22 protein-coding genes, 2 tRNA genes and 1 pseudogene are annotated in these 24,554 nt (G+C 68.9%); 11 read left to right on the top strand and 14 right to left on the bottom strand.

From position 1 onward, the window contains the following. Window positions 1-4 precede the first annotated feature (4 nt). The 4 genes from GAK38_RS10065 (at window position 5) to GAK38_RS10050 (ending at window position 3,415) form a co-directional block, all read left to right on the top strand. Window positions 5-81 (top strand) — tRNA-Pro (locus GAK38_RS10065). A 275-nt stretch (window positions 82-356) separates the two neighbouring features. After that, window positions 357-983 (top strand): DUF6806 family protein, encoded by a 627-nt coding sequence (locus tag GAK38_RS10060; protein WP_325343711.1) that lies wholly within the window; start codon window positions 357-359, stop codon window positions 981-983. Window positions 984-1,271: 288 nt separating this feature from the next. Beyond that, window positions 1,272-2,348, top strand: a complete 1,077-nt coding sequence (locus GAK38_RS10055; RefSeq protein ID WP_325343710.1) for an AI-2E family transporter — start codon at window positions 1,272-1,274, stop codon at window positions 2,346-2,348. Then, the gene (locus tag GAK38_RS10050; RefSeq protein ID WP_325343709.1) at window positions 2,348-3,415 is read left to right on the top strand and encodes a DUF72 domain-containing protein; all 1,068 of its coding nucleotides are present in this window, start codon (window positions 2,348-2,350) and stop codon (window positions 3,413-3,415) included. The genes GAK38_RS10055 and GAK38_RS10050 overlap by 1 nt, the downstream gene beginning before the upstream one ends. Before the next feature lie 129 nt (window positions 3,416-3,544). Here the strand turns inward: GAK38_RS10050 and GAK38_RS10045 are convergent, their stop codons facing one another. Continuing rightward, the gene (locus GAK38_RS10045; RefSeq protein ID WP_325343707.1) at window positions 3,545-5,017 is read right to left on the bottom strand and encodes an MDR family MFS transporter; all 1,473 of its coding nucleotides are present in this window, start codon (window positions 5,015-5,017) and stop codon (window positions 3,545-3,547) included. 119 nt (window positions 5,018-5,136) lie between these two features. Here GAK38_RS10045 and GAK38_RS10040 point away from each other — a divergent pair, with 119 nt between their 5' ends. Then, entirely contained in the window at window positions 5,137-5,658 is a 522-nt protein-coding gene (locus GAK38_RS10040) for a PadR family transcriptional regulator (RefSeq protein WP_325343705.1), read from the top strand. 81 nt (window positions 5,659-5,739) lie between these two features. Continuing rightward, the gene (locus GAK38_RS10035) at window positions 5,740-6,570 is read left to right on the top strand and encodes a siderophore-interacting protein (protein ID WP_325343703.1); all 831 of its coding nucleotides are present in this window, start codon (window positions 5,740-5,742) and stop codon (window positions 6,568-6,570) included. A gap of 67 nt (window positions 6,571-6,637) precedes the next feature. Here GAK38_RS10035 and GAK38_RS10030 read toward each other — a convergent pair whose 3' ends face one another. Continuing rightward, window positions 6,638-6,844, bottom strand: a complete 207-nt coding sequence (locus GAK38_RS10030; RefSeq protein WP_325343701.1) for a hypothetical protein — start codon at window positions 6,842-6,844, stop codon at window positions 6,638-6,640. Window positions 6,845-7,009: 165 nt separating this feature from the next. Between GAK38_RS10030 and GAK38_RS10025 the strand changes: the two genes are divergently transcribed. Both GAK38_RS10025 and GAK38_RS23920 read left to right on the top strand, forming a co-directional pair. Further along, window positions 7,010-9,040, top strand: coding sequence for a M3 family metallopeptidase (locus GAK38_RS10025; RefSeq protein ID WP_325343699.1), 2,031 nt, complete (start codon window positions 7,010-7,012; stop codon window positions 9,038-9,040). A gap of 17 nt (window positions 9,041-9,057) precedes the next feature. After that, window positions 9,058-9,174 (top strand): annotated as a pseudogene (locus GAK38_RS23920) (hypothetical protein); the annotation flags it as partial. Between the two features lie 540 nt (window positions 9,175-9,714). Here the strand turns inward: GAK38_RS23920 and dusA are convergent. The 11 genes from dusA to uvrB all read right to left on the bottom strand — a co-directional run bounded on the left by dusA (window position 9,715) and on the right by uvrB (window position 19,508). Continuing rightward, window positions 9,715-10,752, bottom strand: coding sequence for a tRNA dihydrouridine(20/20a) synthase DusA (gene dusA, locus GAK38_RS10020; RefSeq protein ID WP_325343759.1), 1,038 nt, complete (start codon window positions 10,750-10,752; stop codon window positions 9,715-9,717). A gap of 88 nt (window positions 10,753-10,840) precedes the next feature. Next, window positions 10,841-10,915: transfer RNA gene (locus GAK38_RS10015), tRNA-Val, on the bottom strand. A gap of 33 nt (window positions 10,916-10,948) precedes the next feature. Next, a complete protein-coding gene (gene dnaQ, locus GAK38_RS10010) occupies window positions 10,949-11,665 on the bottom strand; it encodes a DNA polymerase III subunit epsilon (protein ID WP_325343757.1) in 717 nt (238 codons plus the stop codon). After that, the gene (gene fdx / locus GAK38_RS10005) at window positions 11,662-12,000 is read right to left on the bottom strand and encodes an ISC system 2Fe-2S type ferredoxin (protein ID WP_325343697.1); all 339 of its coding nucleotides are present in this window, start codon (window positions 11,998-12,000) and stop codon (window positions 11,662-11,664) included. Before fdx ends, dnaQ begins: the two co-directional genes overlap by 4 nt. A 28-nt stretch (window positions 12,001-12,028) precedes the next feature. Next, window positions 12,029-13,891: a Fe-S protein assembly chaperone HscA gene (hscA, locus tag GAK38_RS10000; RefSeq protein WP_325343695.1), complete on the bottom strand. Its 1,863-nt coding sequence runs from the start codon at window positions 13,889-13,891 to the stop codon at window positions 12,029-12,031. 56 nt (window positions 13,892-13,947) lie between these two features. Beyond that, the gene (hscB, locus tag GAK38_RS09995; protein WP_325343693.1) at window positions 13,948-14,466 is read right to left on the bottom strand and encodes a Fe-S protein assembly co-chaperone HscB; all 519 of its coding nucleotides are present in this window, start codon (window positions 14,464-14,466) and stop codon (window positions 13,948-13,950) included. 99 nt (window positions 14,467-14,565) lie between these two features. Further along, on the bottom strand, window positions 14,566-14,889 hold the full coding sequence (gene iscA / locus GAK38_RS09990) for an iron-sulfur cluster assembly protein IscA (protein WP_325343691.1): 324 nt from the start codon (window positions 14,887-14,889) through the stop codon (window positions 14,566-14,568). A 29-nt stretch (window positions 14,890-14,918) separates the two neighbouring features. Continuing rightward, entirely contained in the window at window positions 14,919-15,329 is a 411-nt protein-coding gene (gene iscU / locus GAK38_RS09985; RefSeq protein ID WP_325343689.1) for a Fe-S cluster assembly scaffold IscU, read from the bottom strand. A gap of 35 nt (window positions 15,330-15,364) precedes the next feature. Beyond that, entirely contained in the window at window positions 15,365-16,585 is a 1,221-nt protein-coding gene (locus GAK38_RS09980) for an IscS subfamily cysteine desulfurase (protein ID WP_325343687.1), read from the bottom strand. A gap of 71 nt (window positions 16,586-16,656) precedes the next feature. Next, the gene (gene iscR, locus GAK38_RS09975) at window positions 16,657-17,193 is read right to left on the bottom strand and encodes a Fe-S cluster assembly transcriptional regulator IscR (RefSeq protein WP_325343685.1); all 537 of its coding nucleotides are present in this window, start codon (window positions 17,191-17,193) and stop codon (window positions 16,657-16,659) included. Between the two features lie 218 nt (window positions 17,194-17,411). Continuing rightward, window positions 17,412-19,508 carry an excinuclease ABC subunit UvrB gene (gene uvrB / locus GAK38_RS09970; protein WP_325343684.1) on the bottom strand — a complete coding sequence of 699 codons (2,097 nt, stop codon included), beginning with the start codon at window positions 19,506-19,508 and terminating at the stop codon, window positions 17,412-17,414. Between the two features lie 89 nt (window positions 19,509-19,597). On the opposite strand from uvrB, the gene GAK38_RS09965 reads away from it, so the two are divergent. The 3 genes from GAK38_RS09965 (at window position 19,598) to rsxB (ending at window position 22,928) form a co-directional block, all read left to right on the top strand. Then, window positions 19,598-20,797 (top strand): amino acid aminotransferase, encoded by a 1,200-nt coding sequence (locus GAK38_RS09965; RefSeq protein WP_325343681.1) that lies wholly within the window; start codon window positions 19,598-19,600, stop codon window positions 20,795-20,797. A 142-nt stretch (window positions 20,798-20,939) separates the two neighbouring features. Beyond that, window positions 20,940-22,259: a polyhydroxyalkanoate depolymerase gene (locus GAK38_RS09960; RefSeq protein WP_325343680.1), complete on the top strand. Its 1,320-nt coding sequence runs from the start codon at window positions 20,940-20,942 to the stop codon at window positions 22,257-22,259. Further along, window positions 22,260-22,928, top strand: coding sequence for an electron transport complex subunit RsxB (rsxB, locus tag GAK38_RS09955; RefSeq protein WP_325343679.1), 669 nt, complete (start codon window positions 22,260-22,262; stop codon window positions 22,926-22,928). A gap of 64 nt (window positions 22,929-22,992) precedes the next feature. Here rsxB and GAK38_RS09950 read toward each other — a convergent pair whose 3' ends face one another. After that, a complete protein-coding gene (locus tag GAK38_RS09950) occupies window positions 22,993-24,510 on the bottom strand; it encodes a methyl-accepting chemotaxis protein (RefSeq protein WP_325343677.1) in 1,518 nt (505 codons plus the stop codon). Window positions 24,511-24,554: the final 44 nt, after the last annotated feature.

The raw sequence follows: 24,554 nt of genomic DNA, 5'->3' as shown, positions 1-24,554 counted from the left end.
GCTTCGGAGCGTAGCGCAGTCTGGTAGCGCATCTGGTTTGGGACCAGAGGGTCGCGAGTTCGAATCCCGCCGCTCCGACCAGCAGTGAAAAGAAGGGGCCAGGCCGGGGCGGCCTGGCCCCTTCTTCTTTCCCAGCCGGCCAAGCTCGCATTGCGCGGCGGCCGCGATGACCCGGGGGGGCGCCGCCGCCCCTGCGCTAGAATCGGGCGGTCGGGGCTTGCAGGCGCATGGCTGCAAGCCCTTTGTTTTCCGGTACCGTGCCGGCTCCACGGACAGTTCCCGCCCTCCACGCGAGCGACTTGACGGCAGCCCCATGGGTTCTACGATCAGGCTGCGGCATCCTCAGCACAACGACCATGTCCAGTTACAACGCTCCCTTTGAAATCCATGTCCACGGCGATGTTCCGCTGCGCGCGGACGTGCGCTTCGAGCAGATCCAGGAGGCGCTGAAGCCGCTCTGGAAATACGCGGGAGCCCGCTCGCTGGCCGACGGCGCGGCCAGCGTGTACGAAGACGAGCCCGGCATCGAGTTCGACGCGCGCGAGCGCCTGCTGCGCATCTGCTGGACGGTGCATGGCGACGAGGACTTCCGCCAGTCGCTCGACGAGATGTGCATGAACCTCAACGACCTCGCCGAACAGGGCGCGGCGCTGGAAATCTCGTTTTACGACACCGAGTTCGACGAGGAGGAAGAGGACGACGGCACCGAGTCGCGCGACGACTTCGTGATGCTCTTCGTCGGCCCGAACCCCGCGGCCATCATGCAGGTGCAGCGCGACCTGCTGGTGCAGGACGTGGTGCAGATGATGGAGCGCCACTTCGACGGCTCCGAACTCGGCGGCGTGGTCGCCGAGATCGACAAGCTGTTCAGCCAGCGCTTCGACGCGCTGGTCAATTCGCTCGAAATCGGCAAGCCGCCGCGCGGCCCGGGCGGCGCCGGCAGCAGTGGCCACGGCGGACGCCGGCCGCGGCACCTGCACTGAATATACTCCCATCCCTGCCACCCGCTGGCGCGCCCTGCATGTGCGCTGGCGCCATATACCCCCCTTAAGCGGCCGGCGCCGCGATGCCCATGCGGCGCCGCAGCCGCTGGGCGTCAGCCTGACCACCCGGCCGCCCGGCCGCGCGCAGTTGCATGCCCAGCCGGGCCAAGCGCGCCGGGATGCGTGCGGCGCGTGGATGGCGGCGCGGTCCCACACGGCCGCCGCCGCCGTTCACGTACAGTCACGCATCGCCGGCCGGCCCGGCCGCGCCAACCATCCGCGGACGCCATGAACACGCCCGAACTGCAGCGCAAGTCCTTCCTTCTCCTTCTGGTCGGCGTGAGCATTGCCTTCCTGGCGATCCTGGCGCCGTTCTACGGCGCGGTGTTCTGGGGCATGGTGCTGGCCATCGTGTTCGCGCCGCTGCAGCGCCGGCTGCTCCAGCGCTTCGGCGAGCGGCGGGCCACGCTGGCGGCCCTGGTCACGCTGAGCGTGGTGCTGCTGATCGTGATCCTGCCCACGGCGCTGGTCGCCGTGTCGCTCACACAAGAGGCGATGGTGGTATACGAGAAACTCAAGTCCGGCCAGGTCAACGTCGGCATCTACTTCCAGCAGATCGTGGCCGCCCTGCCGGCCTGGGCCGTGTCGCTGCTGGACCGGCTGGGCCTGGGCGACGCCGGCGCGCTGCAGGCCAAGCTCTCCAGCGCGGCCGTGCAGGGCAGCCAGTACTTCGCCACGCAGGCGCTCAGCATCGGGCAGAACACCTTCCAGTTCATCGTCGACTTCGGCGTGATGCTCTACCTGCTGTTCTTCCTGCTGCGCGACGGTCCCTACCTGACCAACCGCATCCGCCGCGCCGTGCCGCTGGACGACGGCCACAAGCGCAGCCTGGGCAGCAAGTTCGCCACCGTGATCCGCGCCACGGTCAAGGGCAACATCGCCGTGGCCGTCGCGCAGGGCCTGCTGGGCGGCCTGGCGTTCTGGTTCCTCGGCATCCAGGGCGTGATGCTGTGGACGGTGCTGATGGCCTTCCTGTCGCTGCTGCCGGCCGTGGGCGCGGGCATCGTCTGGCTGCCGGTGGTCATCTACTTCCTGGCCACCGGCGCGACCTGGCAAGGGGTCGGCCTCATCGTCTATGGCGTCGTGGTGATCGGCCTGGTCGACAACATCCTGCGCCCCCTCCTGGTCGGCAAGGACACGCAGATGCCCGACTACGTCGTGCTGATCAGCACCCTGGGCGGCATGGCGCTCTTCGGGCTCAACGGCTTCGTGATCGGACCGGTGGTGGCCGCGCTCTTCATCGCCTGCTGGGACCTGTTCGCCGGCCCGACGCCGGCCGCGCCGCCTTCGGCCTCGGCGCGCTGATGCAGCAGCCCGGACTCTTTGCCGACGACGAACCGGCGCCCGGGCTTGGCGGCGGCCCGGTCGAACCCGCCGCCCCACCGGCGGCGCCGCGCCGCCGCGCGGCCCTCGCTGCCGTGGAGCCGCTGCCGCCCGATGCCGCGCTGGAGGCGCTGGCCGCCGCGCTGCCGCCCACGCTGCGGCTCGGCACCTCGTCGTGGTCCTACCCGGGCTGGGACGGCCTGGTCTGGAAGGGGCCGCACAGCGAATCGCTGCTCGCGCGCAAGGGCTTGGCCGCCTACGCCCGGCACCCGCTGCTGCGCACCGTCAGCCTGGACCGCGCCTTCTACCGCCCGCTCACCGCCACGCAGTACGCCGGCCTGGCAGCCCAGGTGCCGGAGGACTTCCGCTTCGTCGTCAAGGCGCCCAACCTCGTCACCGAGGCCACGGTGCGCGACGACAACGGCCGCCCCACGCGCGAGAACGCCGCCTTCCTCGACCCGGCGCTGGCCGTCTCCGAAGTCGCCCGGCCGCTGATCGAGGGGCTGGGCGCGCAGCTCGGCGTGCTGGTGTTCCAGCTCAGCCCGCTGCCTTTCGCCTGGCTCGGCGACCTGCCTCGCTTCCTCGACCGGCTGCATGCCCTGCTGCACGCCCTGCCGGACCTGCGCGAAGCCGCCCCCGGCGCCATCGTGGCGGTGGAAGTGCGCAACCCCGAACTGCTGCGCGAACCGGGCCTGCCCGACGTGCTGCGCGCCACCGGCGCCACCTACTGCCTGGGCCTGCATGCGCGGCTGCCGCCGATCGAGGAACAGCTCGGCCTGCTGCGCAGGCTCTGGCCCGGCCCGCTGGTCTGCCGCTGGAACCTGCACCGGCGCCACGGCCGGCAGGGCTACGCGAACGCCGAGAAGCTCTACGCGCCCTTCGACCGCATCCACGATCCGGACGACGCCACGCGCGACGTGCTGGCCCGCACGATCGCCGGCTTTGCCAGCAGGGGCCAGCCCGTCTTCGTCACCGTGAGCAACACCGCCGAGGGCTCGGCGCCGCTGTCGCTGCGCGCGCTGGCCGAAGCGGTGCGCGAGCACCGGTAGACGCCCGCGCCCCGGGCCAGCAGACGCCGCGCGAGGGCCGCCCCGCAGCGCTGGCGTCGTCCCCCTGCCCGCAGCGCGCAGCGCTGCGAGAGCGGGGGGAAGCGGCGCAGCCGCCCAGGGGGTGTCGTCTCATCCTCGCTCGACCACCTCGTCGGGCAGGCGCCGCACCGGCAGCTGCGCCAGCAGCATCACCAGGCCGCCGACCGCGAAGCTCGCGCCGATGGCCAGACGGTAGGCGTCCAGCACGCCGTGCTGCGCGGCCGGCGCCAGGCCTGCCAGCGCGCTCAGGCCGCCTTCGGACCAGGCCGCGGCGCTGGCGCCGAGCGTGCCGCCCGGCCAGCGCCACTGCAGCACGCCGCCCATCACCGCGCCCGACACCGCCACGCCGGCCACGCCGCCGAGCGAGCGCAGGAACGACATCGTGGCCGTGGCCGCGCCCAGCTGGCCGCGCGGCACGGCGTTCTGCACGATGACCGTGGCATTCGGCATGCCGACGCCCATGCCCAGGCCCAGCAAGACCAGCGCCGCGCCGAAGGCCGCGGCCGGCGCGCCCGCGAAGGCGCATACGGCCAGCAGCGCCAGGCCCGCGCCTTCCAGCGCAACGCCGATGCGCAGCGCCCGCTGGAAGCGGCCGGTGCGCGCCACCAGCCGCCCGCCGACCGCCGCGCTCACCACCATGCCCGCCACCTGCGGCAGCATCAACAGCCCGGCCTCGGCCGGCTGCCGGCCCAGCACCAGCTGCAGGTAGAGCGGCAGAAAGACCAGGGCGCCCATCATCGCGAACGCCATGGCGGCGGTCGCCAGCACGCCGGCGCGGAAGGCCGGCACGCCGAACAGCGACAGGTCCATCAGCGGCTCGGCCACGCGCCGCTCCACCGCCACGAAGGCCGCCAGCAGCACCAGCGCGCCGGCGGCCAGCCCCGCCATCCGCCACGACGCCCAGGCGATGCCGTGGCCGCCCAGCAGCCGCGCCGCCAGCCACAGCAGCGTGGCCGCGGCCAGCAGCGCGGCGCCGGCCGTGTCGATGCGCCGGCCGCTGCGCGCCGCCGCGCGCGGCGCGCGCCCGAGCGCCACCAGCAGCAGCGCGAGCGCGACGGCGCCGACCGGCAGGTTGACGTAGAACACCCAGCGCCAGGACAGCGCCTGCGTGAGCAGCCCGCCCAGCGCCGGGCCGACGACGCTGCACACGGCGAAGGCGCCGGTGAACAGGCCCTGCCAGCGCGCCCGCTCGCGCGGGCCGACCAGGTCGCCGATGGTGGTCTGCGACAGCGTCATCAGCCCGCCGGCGCCCAGCCCCTGCAGCGCGCGAAAGACGATCAGCTCCGGCATCGACCGCGCCAGCCCGCAGAGCGCCGATGCGGCCAGGAAGATGCCGATGCTGACCACGAACAGCGGCCGGCGGCCGTGGATGTCGGACAGCCGCCCATAGAGCGGCGTGCTCACCGTCGAGGCGACCATGAAGGCCGTCGCCACCCAGGGCAGGTGCGCCAGGCCGCCGAGATCGCTGGCCATGCGCGGCAGCGCCGCAGCCACGATATTCTGGTCGAGCGCGGACAGCACCATCGCCAGCATCAGGCCGGCGACGGCGATGCGCAGCACCACCGGCGATACCGGTCCAAGACCCTGGGCGGGTTGCGGAAAAGAAGTTGCGGTTTGCGCTGCCAATGCCTGCTTCATAATATATTTAGATATATCGTTTTTAGCACGGATCGAGCAACACGATGGCACCCCGGGATTTCTTCGACGATGCATCGGCCGCGCCGGCCGCCCGCCGGCGCGGCGGCGGCCGCGTCTTCGGCCACGGTGGCCTGCGGCTGGTGCTGCTGCACCTGCTGGCCGAGCGGCCGCGCCATGGCTATGAACTGATCAAGGGCATCGAGGAACGCCTCGGCGGCACCTACAGCCCGAGCCCCGGCGTGGTCTACCCCACGCTCACGCTGCTGGAGGAGACCGGCCTGGCGAGCGTGGAAGGCACCGACGGCGCGCGCAAGCGCTACGCCGCCACCGACACGGGCCGCGCCTTCCTGCAGAGCCACCAGGCCGAGGTCGACGCCGAACTCGCCCGCCTCGACGCCCACGCCGGCGGCCATGCCGAGCGCCCGCCGCAGGTGGTGCGTGCATTGCACAACCTGAAGTTCGCCGTCCACCTGCGGCTGGGCCGCGGCCCGCTCACCGCAGCGCAGGCCACGGCCTTCGCTGCGGTACTCGACGATGCCGCCCGGCGCATCGATGCGATCGAATGACAAGGACAGATAACCCCACGAGTAAACCCCGCCAGCGCGCTTGTCTTAAGTGCGGTGGCAACCTTCTCCCAGGAGTATCTTATGACCGAACCCGTCACCTTCGCCCCGGGCGACCGCACGCCGCAGCGCGTGCGCCATGAACTGCGCTTTCGCCGGCTGTCCGTACGCAGCGCCGAGCGCATCACGCCGTCGCTGGTGCGCGTCACGCTGCAGGGCGCCGAACTGGCCGGCTTCGCCAGCGCCGGCTTCGACGACCACGTGAAGCTGTTCTTCCCCGACCCGTCCACCGGCCGCCTCGTCGTGCCCAACGGCCCGCCGGGCAGCCCGGGCTGGAGCAGCGGCCCGCGGCCGATCGCGCGCGACTACACCCCGCGCCGCTACGACGCGGCCGCCGGCACGCTGGAGATCGACTTCGCCATCCACGAGGCAGGGCCGGCGACCGCCTGGGCGCTGCAGGCTGCGCCCGGCCAGGAGATCGGCCTGGGCGGCCCACGCGGCTCCTTCGTCGTGCCCACGGGTTTCGATGCCCACCTGCTGGTCGCCGACGACACCGGCCTGCCGGCCGTCGCGCGCCGCCTGGCCGAACTGCCGGCCGGCACCCGCGCCATCGTCATCGTCGAGGTCGACAGCGAAGCCGACCAGATCCCGCTGCCCTCGGCCGCGACCGTCGACCTGGGCTGGGTCTACCGCCTGGGCGCCCCGGCCGGGGAGCCGCAGCGTCTGCTGGCCGCGGTGCAGGCGCTGCAGTGGCCGCAGGGCGACGTCTACAGCTGGGTCGCCGCCGAGGCCACGGCGGCCCGCGCGCTGCGCGCCCACCTAGTCGGCGAGCGCGGCGCCAACCCACGCTGGGTTAAGGCCGCGGGCTACTGGCGCCGCGGCGAGGCCGGCGCACACGAGAAGATCGAAGATTGAGGGGTATGTGTGCAGCGCAGGCGTATCTCGCCCGCTGCAAGCCCATACCCCCTTACCGGGTAGCCCGTCAGCGCTGGCGGATCAGCCCTTCCTGCGCGACTGAGGCGACCAGCCGGCCGTCGCGGCCGTAGATGCAGCCGCGGCAGAAGCCGCACGCATTCTGCGCCGAGGGCGACTCGGCCACGTAGAGCAGCCCGTCGTCGAGCGGAAGTCGCGGTGGAACCACATCGCGCCGGCCCGGGGTCGCGCACGTCCAGCGGGCTCGCGCCAGCACGGCGCGGGCATCGGGCGGCAGCCGGTCGCGGGCCTTCCCGCGGCGACCGCGGAATGACCCCTCGCCGCCGCTTGACCGCTTCGATCGTCGCACGATGACCGCAGGGAAAACAAACCGAATACGCGTGCCGCTTGAACCCCGACGCTCTGCCGCAAAATGCACGGCATGAGCAATCCCCTCCTCGACTTCACCGACCTGCCGCTGTTCGACCGGATCCGGCCCGAGCACGTGGCGCCCGCCATCGACACTCTGCTTGCCGAGGCCGACCGGGCACTCGGCGAAGTCACCGCGCCGGATTACCCGGCGCAGTGGGAGGCGATCGCCCGCGTGCTCGACGTGGCGACCGAGCGCCTGGGCCGCGCCTGGGGTGCCGTGAACCACTTGAACGCCGTGGCCGACACGCCCGAACTGCGCGCCGCCTACAACGAGGCCCTGCCGCGCGTCACGGAGTTCTGGACCCGCCTGGGCGCCGACGAGCGCCTCTACGCCAAGTACAAGGCCATCGACCCGGCCGGGCTCAATGCCGAGCAGCGCCAAGCCCACCGCAACGCGGTGCGCAACTTCGTGCTGTCGGGTGCCGAGCTGACCGGCGACGCCCGGGAGCGCTTCGCCGCCATCCAGGAGCGCCAGGCCGAGCTGAGCCAGAAGTTCAGCGAAAACGCACTCGACGCGACCGATGCCTTCGCCTACTACGCCAGCGCCGACGAACTCGACGGCGTGCCCGAGGACGTGGTCCATGCCGCGCACGCCGCCGCGCAGGCCGAGGGCAAGGACGGCCACAAGCTCACGCTCAAGCTGCCGAGCTACCTGCCGGTGATGCAGTTCGGCCGCCACCGCCCGCTGCGCGAAACGCTCTACCGCGCCTACGTCACCCGTGCATCGGACCAGGCCGAGGGCGACCTCAAGCGCTTCGACAACAGCGCGCTGATCCGCGAGATCCTCGCGCTGCGCAAGGAAGAGGCCCAGCTGCTGGGCTATCCCAACTTCGGCGAGGTCTCGCTCGTGCCGAAGATGGCCGAGTCGCCGGCCGAGGTCGTCGGCTTCCTGCGCGACCTGGCGCGCCGCGCGCGACCGTTCGCCAAGAAGGACGTGGCCGACCTGCGCACCTTCGCTGCCGAGCACCTGGACCTGGACGACCCGCAGCCCTGGGACTGGCCCTTCATCGGCGAACGCCTGAAGGAAGCGCGCTATGCCTTCAGCGAACAGGAGGTCAAGCAGTACTTCACCGCGCCCAAGGTGCTCGCCGGCCTGTTCAAGATCGTCGAGACGCTTTTCGGCGTGGTCATCCGCCGCGATAGCGCTCCGGTCTGGCACCCGGCGGTCGAGTTCTACCGCATCGAACGCGGCGCGCAGCTGGTCGGCCAGTTCTACCTCGACCAGCCGGCGCGCCCGGGCAAGCGCGGCGGCGCCTGGATGGACGACGTGCGCGCCCGCTGGCTGCGGCCCGACACCGGTGCGCTGCAGACGCCGGTCGCGCACCTGGTCTGCAACTTCGCCAGCGGCGTCGGCGGCAAACCGCCGCTGCTCACCCATGACGACGTGACCACTCTCTTCCACGAGTTCGGCCATGGCCTGCACCACATGCTCACCCAGGTCAACGAGCACGATGTCTCGGGCATCAGCGGCGTGGAATGGGACGCGGTGGAACTGCCGAGCCAGTTCATGGAGAACTTCTGCTGGGAATGGGACGTGCTGCGCCACATGACGGCCCACGTCGACACCGGCGAGCCGCTGCCGCGCGCGCTCTACGACAAGATGATCGCCGCGAAGAACTACCAGGCCGGCCTGGGCACGCTGCGGCAGATCGAGTTCGCCCTGTTCGACATGCTGCTGCACACCGAGCACGATCCGGCGCAGGACTTCCTGCCGCTGCTCGACGCGGTGCGCGCCGAGGTCGCGGTGCTGCAGCCGCCGCCGTTCAGCCGCACGGCCCACACCTTCAGCCACATCTTCGCCGGCGGCTATGCGGCGGGCTACTACAGCTACAAGTGGGCCGAGGTGCTGTCGGCCGACGCCTATGCGGCCTTCGAGGAGACCGCACAGCCCGACGGCACGCCCGATCCCGAAACCGGCCGCCGCTACCGCGAGGCCATCCTCGAAGCCGGCGGCAGCCGCCCGGCGATCGAGTCGTTCAAGGCCTTCCGCGGCCGCGCACCCAGTCTCGATGCCTTGCTTCGCCACCAGGGCATGGCCTGACTGCAGAAAGCGAGCCCATGACCAGGACACGCTTCTTCCCACGAGCGATGGCGCCGGCTGCACTGGCACTGGCAGGGCTCGCGGCAACGGGCGCACCGGCGCAGCAGGTCTACCGCAGCGTCGGAGCGGACGGCAAGGTCACGTTCTCGGACCGGCCTCTCGCGGCCGGCACCGCGGCGGCGGCCACGCCGGCAGCCGCGGGCGCCGGCGGCACGGCGCTGCCCTATGAACTCCAGCAGACCGTCGCGCGCTATCCGGTCACGCTCTACTCGGCCGGCGACTGCGCGCCCTGCAGCACCGGCCGCAGCCTGCTGCAGGCCCGCGGTGTCCCCTTCACCGAGCGCACGGTCAATACGCCGGAAGACATCGCCGCGCTGCAGCGCATCCACAACGACACCAGCCTGCCGCTGCTGACCGTGGGAGCACAGCACCTGTCGGGCTTTTCGGATGCGGAGTGGAAGCAGTACCTCGATGCCGCCGGCTATCCGGCGCAATCGCAGTTGCCGCCGGGCTACCGGCCTTCCCAACCCGCGCCGCTGGTCGCCGTGCGCCGGCCATCCACTGCCGCGGTGCCCACAGGACAGGCCGGCGCCCCGCAACCGGCACCCGCCGCGCCCGCGCCGCGCCCGCGCCGCCCCCGGCCGGCACGCCCACGCCGAGCAATCCGGCAGGCATCAGCTTCTAGCCGCCTCAGGCAGCCGCCACGCGGCTTCGTCCAGTCCGCGCGCGACGGCCAGCACTTTTCGCGCAGGCTCGGTCTTGAGGCGGTGGTCGCTCCAGACCTGCCGCCACCGCCGCGCACCCGGCAACCCGTTGCGCAGGCCCAGCATGTGGCGTGCGATGGCGTACCAGGGGGTGCCATGGGCCACAGCCTCGCGCTCCATGTAGCCGACCATGGCCTCCTCGATCGATTCGCGCGTCACCGGCCGCTGCGTGTCGCCGAAGTACCGGGCGTCCCAGGACGCCAGCCACCAGGGGTTGTGGTACGCCTCCCGGCCGACCATCACCCCGTCCACTTTCTCCAATTGCTCGCCGACCTGCGCATCGGTCGTGATGCCGCCGTTGACGTGGAAGCCCAGCGACGGGAAATCCCGCTTGAGCTGCTGCACGACGCCATAGCGCAACGGGGGGATGTCACGGTTGTCCTTGGGCGACAGGCCCTTGAGCCAGGCGTTGCGTGCATGCACGATGAAGGTCTCGCAGCCCGCCTCGGCCACCGTACCGACGAAGTCGCGGACGAAGCCGTAGTCCTCCATCGCATCGATGCCGATGCGGTGCTTGACGGTCACCGGGATCGCGACCGCATCGCGCATCGCCTTCACGCCGTCGGCCACGAGGGCCGGCTCGGCCATCAGGCAGGCACCGAAGGCACCGCGCTGCACCCGCTCGCTCGGACAGCCGCAGTTCAGGTTGACCTCGTCGTAGCCCCAGCCGGCGCCCAGCCGCGCGCTCTGCGCCAGCGCGGCGGGCTCGCTGCCTCCGAGCTGCAGCGCAACCGGGTGCTCCTCAATGTTGAACCGCAGGTGTCGGACGACGTCGCCATGCAACAGCGCGCCGGTCGTGACCATCTCGGTATAGAGCACGGCTCGGCGGGACAGCAGCCGGTGCAGATAGCGGCAATGGCGGTCAGACCAGTCCAGCATCGGGGCCACCGACAGCGTCGGCCTGCGGCCGGTCAGGGCACCGGGCTTTCGATCCGTTTCAGCATCCATGGCGAACATGCCGCTCGCATAGTCGGCGACGGTATGCATCGGGAAAAGAAAAACTCCCGTAAACACTGGTTCTACGGGAGTCGGATATTGGTGGGTGATACATGGATCGAACATGTGACCCCTGCCGTGTGAAGGCAGTGCTCTACCGCTGAGCTAATCACCCTTGTGTAGCACTGTTGCGCTCAACAGCCCTCGATTATGGCACAGTTTTTTCGACATTCCGCCAGATCGTGCGGTTTGCGCTGGATTTATCGAGCTGCACCAGGATGGCCTCGTGCAGCGACAACTCCTGCTCATTGGCAGCCAGCACCGGCAGCACGAAGCTGCGCAGATCGATCTCCACCGATCCCGAATTGACGCCCGCTTCGGCCACTTCCTCGATCAGCAGAGCATCCTGACCACGCGTCAGGTTGATGTAGACGTCGGCCAGCAGTTCGGCGTCCAGCAGTGCGCCGTGCAGCGTGCGCCCGGAGTTGTCGACACCCAGCCGATCGCACAGCGCGTCCAGCGAATTGCGCTTGCCCGGAAACAGGTTCTTGGCCAGGGCCAGGGAATCCACCACGCTGCCGACGATGGTGCGCAGCGGGGGCTTGCCTGCGAGTTCGAACTCCTTGTCGAGGAAGCCGACGTCGAACGCCGCGTTGTGGATGATGAGTTCCGCTCCTTCCAGGTAGGCGATGAGTTCTTCGGCCACCTCGTGGAATCGCGGCTTGTCGCGCAGGAACTCGTTGCTAATGCCGTGGACCTTCAGCGCATCCTCGTGGCTGTCGCGGTCCGGGTTCAGGTAGAAGTGCTTGTTGTTGCCGGTCAGCTTGCGCGCGAGCAGTTCGACGCAGCCGATTTCGATCACGCGATCACCGTTCTCCGCCGACAGGCCGGTGGTTTCCGTATCGAGGACGATCTGGCGCATCAGTGGTTCTCCTTCGCGTGGTTGATCGAGTAGCGCGGAATCTCGATCGTCACGTCCTGCTGCGACAGGATCGCCTGGCAGGACAGGCGCGATTGCGGCTCCAGGCCCCACGCACGGTCGAGCAGGTCTTCTTCCGTTTCGTCGGGTTCGCCCAGAGATGCATAGCCTTCGCGCACGACGACGTGGCAGGTGGTGCAGGCGGCGCTCATGTCGCAGGCATGCTCGATGTTCACTCCGTTGTCGAGCAGTGCCTCGCAGATCGACGTGCCAGCCGGTGCCTGCACCTGGGCGCCCTGCGGGCAGTATTCGACGTGGGGCAGGATCTTGATGATGGGCATGGCGAAAAGATGCGTGTGCTCGTCGTTGTCAGAGGGAAGAAACATTGCGGCCTGCCAGCGCTTTCTGGATGCTCTGGTTCATGCGGCGGGCAGCGAACGCCTCGGTACCGCGCGCCAGCGCTTCGGTGGCAGCGGCGATGTCGCGTGCGGCGGCCTGGCCTCCCGCTGCCAGGGCCTCCAGTACGTCGGCCAGCGACGTGATGGCCGATCGTTCGGCGGGCTCCAGGAGCGCGCCGTCCGCATCGAGCGCGGCGCGGGTTGCCAGCAGCATGCGGTCGGCCTCCACGCGGGCTTCGGCCAGGGCGCGCGCCTGCATGTCCTGCTCGGCAGTGCTGAAGCTCTCGCGCAGCATGCGGGTGATCTCGTCGTCCGACAGGCCATAGGACGGCTTGACGTCGATGCTCGCCTCCACGCCGCTCGACTGCTCACGGGCCGACACGCTCAGGAGGCCGTCCGCATCCACGGTGAATGTCACGCGGATGCGCGCCGCGCCTGCCGGCATCGGAGGAATGCCGCGCAACTCGAAGCGCGCCAGGCTGCGGCAGTCCGCCACGAGGTCGCGCTCGCCCTGCACCACGTGCAGCGCGAGTGCCGTCTGTCCGTCCTTGTAGGTGGTGAAGTCCTGGGCCTTGGCCGCAGGAATGGTCTCGTTGCGCGAGATGATGCGCTCGACCAGGCCCCCCATCGTTTCGATGCCGAGCGACAGTGGGATCACGTCGAGCAGCAGGAGGTCGCCTTGCGCGTCATTGCCGGCCAGATGGTTGGCCTGGATCGCGGCGCCGAGCGCCACGACCTCGTCCGGATCGAGGTTGACCAGAGGCTCGCGGCCGAAGAAGGCCTGCACTGCCTCGCGGATCTGGGGCATGCGGGTGGACCCGCCGACCAGCACGACGCCAGCGATCTCTTCACGGGGCAGCCGGGCATCCCGCAGGGCACGCCGCACCGCAGCCAGAGTACGGTCGGTCAGCGGCCTGGTGATCGCGTCGAAGTCGGCGCGGGACACCGATACCTCAAGCCCCCCCCCCTCCAGCGCCGCGCGGAACGGGACCACGGGGGCGGACGTCAACGCTTCCTTCACGGCCCGGGCCGCGATCTGCAACCGGGCCTTGTCCACGGCACTGGCCGCAGCCAGGCCACTGCGCGCCAAGGCCCAGTCCGCGAGCAGGCGATCGTAGTCGTCCCCCCCCAGCGCGGAATCGCCACCCGTGGCCACCACTTCGAAAACGCCGCGCGTCAGGCGCAGGATGGAAATGTCGAACGTACCGCCGCCCAGGTCATAGACGGCATAGACGCCTTCGCTGGCATTGTCGAGCCCGTAGGCGATGGCCGCAGCCGTCGGCTCGTTGATCAGCCGCAGCACGTTGATGCCGGCCAGCTGTGCCGCATCCTTCGTGGCCTGCCGTTGCGCGTCGTCGAAATAGGCCGGTACGGTGATCACCGCGCCGAACAGATCGGCGTCGAACGTGTCTTCCGCACGGTGGCGCAAGGTCGCGAGGATGTCAGCGCTGACCTCGACCGGCGTCTTCTCGCCGCCCGCGGTATCGAATGCGACCAGGCCCGGCCGGTCGACCAGGCGGTAAGGCAGGCCGGCCCGGTCGGCGATATCGCCCCATGCACGGCCCATAAAGCGCTTGGCCGACACGATGGTGTTCTCTGCATCGTCCGCACGCGCTGCGCGCGCCTCATGGCCGATCTGCCGGCGGCCACCGTCGAGATACCGGACCACCGAAGGCAGCAGCACCCGTCCCTCGTCGTCCGGAAGGCACTCGGCCACCCCGTTGCGCACCGCTGCCACCAGCGAATGCGTGGTCCCCAGGTCGATTCCCACAGCGATGCGCCGCTGATGGGGATCGGGAGAAGCACCGGGCTCGGAGATTTGAAGAAGTGCCATGTCAGAAAGAAATACAGGTGCCGGCAGCCATCTGCCGCCAGCGAAGGGCGAAACCACTATTGTCCCAGTTGGTCGATCCGGTCTTCGACGTCGTCGCCGAAACGTGTGATGAACATGAGGGCTCTCACCTGCCGGGCCGCGGCTGCAAAGTCGCGCTGCTGGTCGATGAGGCGGCCGCATTCGGCCAGGGCCTCGCTGCGGCTGTGCCGGACCTCCTCGTGCAGCGCCTCCAGCGCGGCGGCACTGTCGGCTTCCTCGAGCGCTTCGCGCCATTCCATCTGCTTGAGCAGGAAGTGCGCAGGCATCGCCGTGTTGCTTTCAGCCTCGATCGGCGCGCCGTGCAATTCACAGAGATAAGCCGCACGCCGCAGCGGGTCCTTGAGCCGGCGGTAGGCCTCGTTGATGCGCACCGACCATTGCATGGCCACGCGCTGGGCCGTGCCCGGGCTCGCGGCAAAGCGGTCGGGATGGGCTTGGCGTTGCAGATCGCGCCAGCGCTGGTCCAGGACGGCACGGTCTTGCGCGAACGTCCGAGGCAGGTCAAACAGCGTGAAATCGTCGGATTGCAGGTTCATCGTGTGGCGCTGCGGCAGGCCGTCACAGGCCATTGCAGGAGGACAAAGGCCGCCAGCGCTTGCACGCGGCGGCCTTGCCAGGGAAAAAGGAAATACGGCCTAGACGCGAAAGCTCTCGCCACAACCGCAACGATCCCGCTCATTGGGATTGTTGAAACGGAAGCCTTCGTTGAGGCCTTCACGGACGAAGTCGAGTTGCGTGCCGTCGATGTAGGCAAGACTCTTGGGATCGATGATCACCTTGACGCCATGGTCCTCGAAGACCACGTCCTCGGGAGCTACTTCGTCCACATACTCCAGCTTGTAGGCTAGGCCGGAGCAGCCGGTGGTCTTGACGCCCAGCCGCACGCCCACGCCCTTGCCGCGCCGGGCAATGTAGCGGTTCACATGGCGTGCAGCCGCTTCGGTCAGGCTGATGAACATCGTCGCCTCCTCCGCTACCGTGCACGCACTCAGTGTGCCGCCGCCTCGGCGACGGCGGCGCCGTTCTTCTTGCGATAGTCGTCCACCGCGGCCTTGATGGCATCTTCCGCCAGGATGGAGCAGTGGATCTTGACCGGCGGCAACGCGAGTTCTTCCGCGATGATGCTGTTCTTGAGCGCAGCCGCTTCTTCCAGCGTCTTGCCCTTCACCCATTCGGTGACAAGCGAGGACGATGCGATGGCCGAGCCGCAGCCGTAGGTCTTGAAGCGCGCGTCTTCGATCACGCCGGTCTCGGGATTGACCTTGATCTGCAGTTTCATCACGTCGCCGCAGGCGGGCGCGCCGACCATGCCGGTGCCGACCGTGTCGTCGCCCTTGTCGAACGAGCCCACGTTGCGGGGGTTTTCGTAGTGGTCGATAACCTTGTCCGAATAAGCCATGACGTTTACCTCGTGTCTGAAAATCTGGTTGACGCTCAGTGGGCGGCCCACTGGATGGTGCTGAGGTCGATGCCTTCCTTGAACATGTCCCACAGCGGGCTCAGTTCGCGCAGCTTGGCTACGTTGTGGCGGATCGCCGTGACGGCGTAGTCGATCTCTTCCTCCGTGGTGAAGCGGCCGATGGTCATGCGCAGGCTGCTGTGGGCCAGTTCGTCGCTGCGGCCCAGGGCGCGCAGCACGTAGCTCGGCTCCAGGCTGGCAGACGTGCAGGCCGAGCCGGACGACACCGCAAGGCCCTTGATGCCCATGATCAGGGATTCGCCCTCGACATAGTTGAAGCTGATGTTGAGGTTCTGCGGCACGCGGTGCGTCAGATCGCCGTTGACGAACACCTGCTCGATGTCCTTCAGGCCGTCGAGCAGGCGCTTCTGCAAGGCGGCAGCGTGCGCGTTGTCCTTGCCCATTTCCTCGCGGGCAATGCGGAAGGCCTCGCCCATGCCAACAATCTGGTGCGTGGGCAGCGTGCCAGAGCGCATGCCGCGCTCATGGCCGCCGCCGTGCATCTGCGCTTCGATGCGCACGCGCGGCTTGCGGCGCACATAAAGGGCGCCGATGCCCTTGGGACCATAGGTCTTGTGGGAAGCCAGGCTCATCAGATCCACGGGCAGCGTCTTCAGGTCGATCTCGACCTTGCCGGTGGCCTGGGCGGCGTCGACATGGAAGATGATGCCCTTTTCACGGCACAGCGCCCCGATGGCCGGAATGTCCTGGATCACGCCGATCTCGTTGTTCACGAACATCACGCTGACAAGAATCGTGTCCGGGCGGATGGCAGCCTTGAGCACGTCGAAGTCGAGCAGGCCGTTCTCCTTGACGTCGAGGTAGGTTACCTCGAAACCCTGGCGCTCCAGTTCACGCATGGTGTCGAGCACGGCCTTGTGCTCGGTCTTCACCGTGATGAGGTGCTTGCCCTTGCCCTTGTAGAAATGCGCCGCGCCCTTCAAGGCCAGATTGTTGGACTCGGTGGCACCGCTGGTCCAGACGATCTCGCGCGGGTCGGCGCCCACCAGTGCGGCCACTTGGCCGCGGGCCTTCTCGACGGCCTCTTCCGCCTCCCAGCCCCAGGCATGGCTGCGTGACGCCGGGTTGCCGAAATGCTCGCGCAACCAGGGAATCATCGCGTCGACCACACGGGGATCGACCGGCGTGGTTGCGCCATAGTCCAGATAGATGGGGAAATGGGGAGTCATGTCCATGGTGGGTCTGCCGATTTGTTCTTGCGGGAAACTGTGCCTCCTGCCGGCGGGCGGCCGACGCCCGACGGGTGTCAGGATTTCGCGAAAGCGTTGCCGAGCGCGAAGACGGAGTTCGGCGCGTTGACGCGGATCGGCTTGACGACCGGCGTCGTCGAGATCGCGCGGCGCACGGCCGGCTTGTCCTCGATGCGCACACCCTTGGCGATCTGCTCGTCCACCAGTTTCTGCAACGTGACGGAATCGAGGAACTCGACCATGCGCTGGTTCAACGCAGCCCAGAGTTCGTGCGTCATGCAGCGGCCCGCCTCGCCCAGGCAGTTCTCCTTGCCGCCGCACTGGGTGGCGTCGATCGGCTCGTCCACCGAGACGATGATGTCGGCGACGGTGATATCGGCTGCCTTGCGGCCCAGCGTATAGCCGCCGCCCGGGCCGCGGGTGGATTCGACGAGTTCGTGACGGCGCAGCTTACCGAACAGCTGCTCGAGATAGGACAGCGAGATCTGCTGGCGCTGGCTGATCGCAGCCAGGGTCACGGGACCGTTGTTCTGGCGCAGGGCCAGGTCGATCATGGCAGTGACCGCAAAACGGCCTTTCGTTGTGAGACGCATCGCAAGCTCCTTGTGGATTGGCTTGAGTGGTGAAACGCTTCGCGCAAGCCGAGGGCTTTGCCAAAGCACCGTCTCCGCCCTGCTGACCCGGCATGGCGCCGGGCTCCTTCATCGTTCTGGGCTTTGTTGTTCTTGAGTGTTTGCCTCAAGTATACCACTATTCCCCAGCTCGTTGCTCGGGTAACAAAACCGAACAGTCACTATTTCATCTGACGGGTTCAAGCGGCGATGCTGTCCGAGCCTCCGGCGCCGAAGGCCCGCTCCTTGAGCCTCGTCAGCTGGTCGCGCAGCCGCGCCGCCTGCTCGAACTCCAGGTTGCGTGCGTGTTCCAGCATCTGTTTTTCCAGCCGCTTGATTTCGCGCGCCACATCCTTCTCGCTCATCTCCTCGGCGCCTTGGCCCGCCCGCACCGCAGGCGCGACGCGGGCGTCGCCCTGCCCGGCCTTGTCGCTGTAGACCCCGTCGATCAGTTCCCGCACCTGCTTGACGATGCTGCGCGGCGTGATACCGAGCGCTTCGTTGTGGGCGATCTGCTTGGCCCGGCGGCGCTCGGTCTCGTCGATCGCCCTGCGCATCGAATCGGTGACCTTGTCGGCATAGAGGATCGCGCGACCATGGAGGTTCCGCGCCGCCCGGCCGATGGTCTGGATCAGGCTGCGCTCGGCCCTCAGGAAGCCTTCCTTGTCGGCATCGAGGATGGCCACGAGACTGACCTCGGGAATGTCCAGCCCTTCGCGCAGCAGGTTGATGCCGACCAGCACGTCGAAAGTACCCAGCCGCAGGTCGCGCAGTATTTCGACGCGCTCGACCGTGTCGATGTCGCTGTGCATGTAGCGCACCTTGACGCCGTTGTCGGCCAGGTAGTCGGTCAGTTGCTCGGCCATGCGCTTGGTCAGCGTGGTGATCAGCACGCGCTCGTTCTTCTCGACGCGGATGCGGATCTCCTGGAGCACGTCGTCCACTTGGTGGGTGGCCGGGCGCACCTCGACCTCCGGATCGACCAGCCCGGTCGGCCGCACGACCTGCTCGACCACTTGGCCGGCGTGCTCTTGCTCATAGGCGGCGGGCGTGGCCGAGACGAAGATGACCTGCCGCATGCGCGCCTCGAACTCCTCGAAGCGCAGCGGCCGGTTGTCCAGCGCGGACGGCAGCCGGAAGCCGTATTCGACCAGCGTGGTCTTGCGGGCCCGGTCGCCGTTGTACATGCCGCCGAGCTGGCCGATCATCACGTGGCTCTCGTCGAGGAACATGATCGCGTCCTTGGGCAGGTAGTCGGTCAAGGTCGGCGGCGGCGAGCCGGGCGCCGCGCCCGACAGGTGCCGGGTGTAGTTCTCGATGCCCTTGCAGTGGCCGACCTCGCTGAGCATCTCCAGATCGAAGCGGGTGCGCTGCTCCAGCCGCTGGGCCTCCACCAGCTTGCCTTCCTTCACGAACTGGTCCAGCCGGTCCTTCAGCTCCAGCTTGATCGAGTCCACGGCCGACAGCACCTTCTCGCGCGGCGTCACATAGTGGCTCGACGGATAGACGGTGAAGCGCGGCACCTTTTGCCGGATCCGGCCGGTGAGCGGGTCGAACAGCTGTAGCGATTCGACCTCGTCGTCGAACAGCTCCACCCGCAGGGCCAGCTCCGAATGCTCGGCCGGGAAGATGTCGATGGTATCGCCGCGGACCCGGAACGAACCGCGCACGAAGTCGGCCTCGTTGCGCGTGTACTGCATGCGGATCAACTGCGAGATGACGTCGCGCTGGCGCGCCCGATCGCCGACGCGAGTGATGAAACGCATCTGGGTGTAGTCCTCGGGCGCGCCGATGCCGTAGATCGCGCTCACCGTGGCCACGATCACCGTGTCGCGCCGCTCCAGCACGCTCTTGGTGGCCGAGAGGCGCATCTGCTCGATGTGCTCATTGATCGCCGAGTCCTTCTCGATGAACAGGTCGCGCTGCGGGACGTAGGCTTCAGGCTGGTAGTAGTCGTAGTAGCTCACGAAGTACTCGACCGCGTTTTTCGGGAAGAACTCGCGGAACTCGCTGTAGAGCTGCGCGGCCAGCGTCTTGTTCGGAGCGAAAACGATGGCCGGCCGCCCCAGCCGGGCGATCACATTGGCCATGGTGTAGGTCTTGCCCGAGCCGGTCACGCCCAGCAGGGTCTGGAACACCTCGCCGTCGTTGACACCTTCCACGAGCTGCTCGATGGCCGCAGGCTGATCTCCGGCCGGCGGGTACGGCTGGAACAGTTCGAAGGGCGATCCCGGAAAGGTCACGAACCGGCCTTCGGCAGCTGGCGGTGCGGACGGTACTTCTTGGAGTGCGGGCATGGGGCTGTGGATAAAATTCGGGCGAAGCGGTCAAGGGTAATGCAGTGGCCGCCGACTCGCCAATCGCTACCACAGAGGACTTTCTTCCCATGTCGTCTCTTTTCTCCGCCGTCGAACAGGCTCCCCGCGACCCCATCCTGGGTCTCAACGAGCAGTTCGGTGCCGACACCCACCCGGCCAAGGTCAATCTCGGCGTCGGCGTCTACTACGACGACAATGGCAAGCTTCCTCTGCTCAAGTGTGTCCAGGCGGCCGAAAAGCAACTGGCCGAGACACCGAAGCCGCGCGGCTACCTGCCGATCGACGGCATCGCGGCCTATGACAACGCCGTCAAGAGCCTGGTCTTCGGCGCCGACAGCGAGCCCGTCCGATCCGGCCGCGTGGCCACGATCCAGGCCCTGGGCGGCACCGGCGGCCTGAAGGTCGGCGCCGACTTCCTCAAGCACCTGAACCCGAACGCCAAGGTCCTGATCTCCGACCCGAGCTGGGAAAACCACCGCGCGCTGTTCACCAACGCCGGTTTCGACGTCGGCACCTATCCCTACTACGATGCCGAAAAGCGCGGTGTGAACTTCGAAGGCTTCGTCAGCGCGCTGAACGACGCCGCGCCCGGCACCATCGTCGTGCTGCACGCCTGCTGCCACAACCCGACCGGCTACGACATCACGTCCGCGCAGTGGGACCAGGTCATCGCCGCCGTCAAGGCGCGCGGCCTGGTGCCCTTCCTCGACATGGCCTACCAGGGCTTCGGCTACGGCATCGCCGAGGATGGCGCCGTGATCGGCAAGTTCGTCGCCGCCGGCCTGACCTTCCTGGTCTCGACCTCGTTCTCCAAGAGCTTCAGCCTCTACGGCGAGCGCGTCGGCGCCCTGTCGGTGCTGGCCCAGGACAAGGAGGAAGCGGCCCGCGTGCTGAGCCAGCTCAAGATCCAGATCCGCACCAACTACAGCAATCCGCCGACGCACGGCGCCGCCGTCGTCGCCACCGTGCTGAACGACCCGGCCCTGCGCGCCCTGTGGGAGAAGGAGCTGGCCGAGATGCGCGAGCGCATCAAGGCCATGCGCCACAAGCTGGCCGACGGCCTGAAGGCCGCGGGTGTGCAGCAGGACGTGAGCTACATCACCACCCAGATCGGCATGTTCAGCTACTCGGGTCTGAGCAAGGACCAGATGGTGCGCCTGCGCACCGAGTTCGGCGTCTACGGCGTGGATACCGGCCGCCTCTGCGTGGCCGCGCTCAACAGCCACAACATCGACCACGTCTGCGCATCGATCGCCAAGGTGCTCTGATCTGGGCGTCCGGCCGGGGCCGTCCGCCGGTTCCGGCCGATGGCTGCGCGGTTTCGCCTACGTTGGCAAGCGGGCTTTTCCGCTCCCGCCGGGGTCATGCGTCGCTGTTATATTGCAGTGCAGCAATTTCATATGCCAGACCATGCTCTACCAGCTCTATGAAACGCAGCGCTCCCTGATGGAGCCTTTCGCCGACTTCGCGCAGGCCGCCTCCAAGTTCTACGGCAACCCGCAGTCCCCCTTCAGCCACACGCCGTTCGTCCAGCGCGTGTCCGCGGGCTACGACCTGCTGTACCGCCTCGGCAAGGACTACGAGAAGCCGGTCTTCGGCATCGACGCGGTGGACGTGGACGGCGTGGAGGTCGCCATCCAGGAACGCATCGAAGCCGACAAGCCGTTCTGCGAACTGCGCCGCTTCAAGCGCTTCAGCGACGACGGCGACACGCTCGACAAGCTCAAGGAGCAGCCCGCCGTGCTGGTCGTGGCCCCGCTGTCGGGCCACTACGCCACGCTGCTGCGCGACACGGTTCGCACGCTGCTGCGGGACCACAAGGTCTACATCACCGACTGGAAGAACGCCCGGCTGGTACCGCTGGCCGACGGCCCCTTCCATCTCGACGACTATGTGAACTACGTCGAGGAATTCATCCGCCACATCCAGCAGGCCTACGGCGAAGTGCACGTGGTCAGCGTCTGCCAGCCCACGGTGCCGGTGCTCGCGGCCGTCTCCCTCATGGCGTCGCGCGGCGAGCCCGTACCCCGGTCGCTGGTGATGATGGGTGGCCCGATCGACGCGCGGAAGTCGCCCACGGCCGTCAACAACCTGGCGATGAACAAGAGCTACGAGTGGTTCGAGAACAACGTGATCTACCGCGTCCCCGACAACTACCCGGGCGCGGGCCGGCGGGTCTATCCCGGCTTCCTCCAGCACACCGGCTTCGTGGCCATGAACCCCGACCGGCATGCCAAGAGCCACTACGACTACTTCAAGGACCTGATCAAGGGCGACGACACCAGCGCCGAGGCCCACCGCAAGTTCTACGACGAGTACAACGCGGTGCTCGACATGGACGCGGACTACTACCTCGAGACCATCCGCACCGTCTTCCAGGACTTCCTGCTGGTCAACGGCACCTGGGAGGTGCGCAGCCCCGAGGGCGTGGCCGAACGGGTCAGGCCGCAGGACATCAAGGACGCCGCCCTGCTGACGATCGAGGGCGAGCTCGACGACATCTCGGGTGCCGGCCAGACGGCCGCGGCCCATGATCTGTGCACCGGCATCGCCGCGGATGAGCACGAGCACTACGAGGTCAAGGGCGCGGGCCACTACGGCATCTTCAGCGGCCGCCGCTGGCGTGAACTCGTCTATCCCAAGGTGCGCGACTTCATCCGCGCGCACCACAGCGCCACCCCGGCCCGCCCGCCCGAGCGGGCCCGCAAGGCGCGCGCCCTGGCCGCCTGAATGCCGCCCACGGCCGCCGACCCGACCCTGCTCGCGCTCCGGATCGACACCGCGCTGCCGCAGACGCAGTGCACCCGCTGCGGCTATCCCGACTGCGCCGGCTATGCGCAGGCCGTGGCTGCGGGCGAAGCGGGCATCAACCAGTGCCCGCCGGGCGGCGAGGAAGGCATCCGGCGGCTGGCGGCGATCACCGGCCGGCCGCCGGCGCCGCTGAGCGCCGAACACGGCATCGAAGGCCCGCGCACCGTGGCCTGGATCGACGAGGACTGGTGCATCGGCTGCACCCTCTGCCTCAAAGCCTGCCCCACCGATGCCATCGCGGGTGCCAACAAGCGCATGCACACGGTCATCGAGCAATGGTGCACCGGCTGCGAGCGGTGCATCCCGGTCTGCCCGGTGGACTGTATCCACCTCGACAACGCCAGCGGCGAACGCACCGGCTGGGCCGCATGGTCCGCTGCCGATGCCGCCTGGGCGCGGGAGCGCTACGGTCTGCACGCCGAGCGGCAGCGGCGCGAGGAGCGCGAGAACGCCCAACGGCTGCAGTCCCAGGCACAGGCGAAGCTGGCCGACATCGCGGCCCATTCCAGTCTGACCGATCCGGCCGTGCTGGACCGCAAGCGCAGCCTGATCGAAGCCGCGCTGGCCCGGGCTAAGGCCCGGCGCTGAGCCAATACTTCCCCTCGCAACCATCCACAGTGCGCAATTTTAAAGCGCTGTAGCAATATACCCCCTAGGCCACCAGCCGCTTGTAGACGCCACAGCCCAGGTAGAGGTCATCGCCGAGCTGCTGCACGAACGACATCTTGGCCTGCACCGCCCCGGTCGCCGGGTTCTGGATGTCGTACTCCACCCATCCCGGCCCCTGCGCCGCCTGCCCGACGATGGCCCGCAGCAGCCCGTCGCCGTCCACACCCGGCAGGTCCTGGACCCGGGTGCCGACCTTGGCCGGATTGCCGCCGAAGGCCCGGTACACCCCCGCGCCGTCGAGCACGAACACATACATGTCGCGGTCGTGGAAAGGCTGGGCCGGGTCGCTCAGGCGCTGGAGGAAGGCCGGGCGCGGCAGCCGCGCACCGAGCGCCGCCGCGGCCTGCACCAGGGCCGCCGCCTCGCCGGCCGTGCCCTGCTGCAAGCGGAATGCGGCGACCGCCTGTGCGAGCGTGGAGGCGCGCCGCTCCAGCGCGGCCGCCTGCGCCGCCGCCTGCTCCACCATCTGCGCGTTGTGCTGGGTGATCTGGTCGAGCTGGCGCACGGCCTGCGCGATCTCGCCCAGGCTGTTGCTCTGCCCGGCGCTGAAGGCGGACAGCTCCGACATGCGGGCCGCGACGTCGCGGATGCCGCCGGTGATGCCGCCGATGGCTTCGCCCGCCGCGCGGATCAGGCCGGCGCTCGCCTCGACCTGGCCGGTGGAGGCGCCTATCAGCTCGCGGATCTCGCGCGCCGACGCGGCCGAGCGCTGGGCCAGCGTGCGCACCTCGGTCGCGACCACGGCGAAGCCGCGGCCCTGCCCGCCGGCCCGCGCCGCCTCCACTGCGGCGTTGAGCGCCAGGATGTTGGTCTGGAAGGCGATGCCGTCGATCACGCCGATGATCTCGCCCATGCGCCGCGCGCCGGCCTGGATCTCCTGCACCGAGGCGACCGCCCGCGCCATCGCGTCGCCGCCGGCGGCCGCCGCATCGCGCACGGCGGCGGCGCGGCCGTCGGCGCTGCGGGCGGTCGCTGCGTTCTGCGCGACAGTGCCCGAGAGTTCGCCCACGCTGGCCGAGGTCTGCTCCAGGCTGGCCGCCTGCTGTTCGGTGCGGTCCGACAGGTCGCGGTTGCCGGCTGCCAGGCTCTGGCCGGCCTGGGCCACCAGGGCGGCATTGCTGCGGATGTCGGCCACCATCGACGACAGCGTGCGCACCACACGGGCCAGCAGGCCAAGCATCTCGGCAAGTTCGTCCCGCCCGGAGCGCGGCGGCTCCGCGTCCTGCCGCAGGTCGCCGTCACCCAGGCGCTGGAGTGCCCGCCGGGCCGATGCGATGTCGCCGTGCAATCCCGCAGGCAGCGCGGCCGCCGCCAGCAGGACGAGCAATGCGCTGGCCGCCAGCGCGGCGAGCGCCCAGCCGGCCGCCGCGCCGCTGGCCACGATCGCGGCTGCCGCGCCGTGCCCGAGCACCACGAGGCCGGCCGGCAGCAAGAACTTGCCGCCCAGGCGCATGCGGCGCATCAGCGCCACGCCGGGCGCCAACGGGTTGAGCGATGCCATTCGATGTTTCCTCCGCCGCGCCAATGCGGCCGTGGGGGATTCTT

Origin of the sequence: Xylophilus sp., from assembly GCA_009914555.1 — a bacterium.
Lineage (GTDB): Bacteria > Pseudomonadota > Gammaproteobacteria > Burkholderiales > Burkholderiaceae_C > WNDY01.
This window is presented reverse-complemented; position numbering and strand designations above follow the sequence as displayed.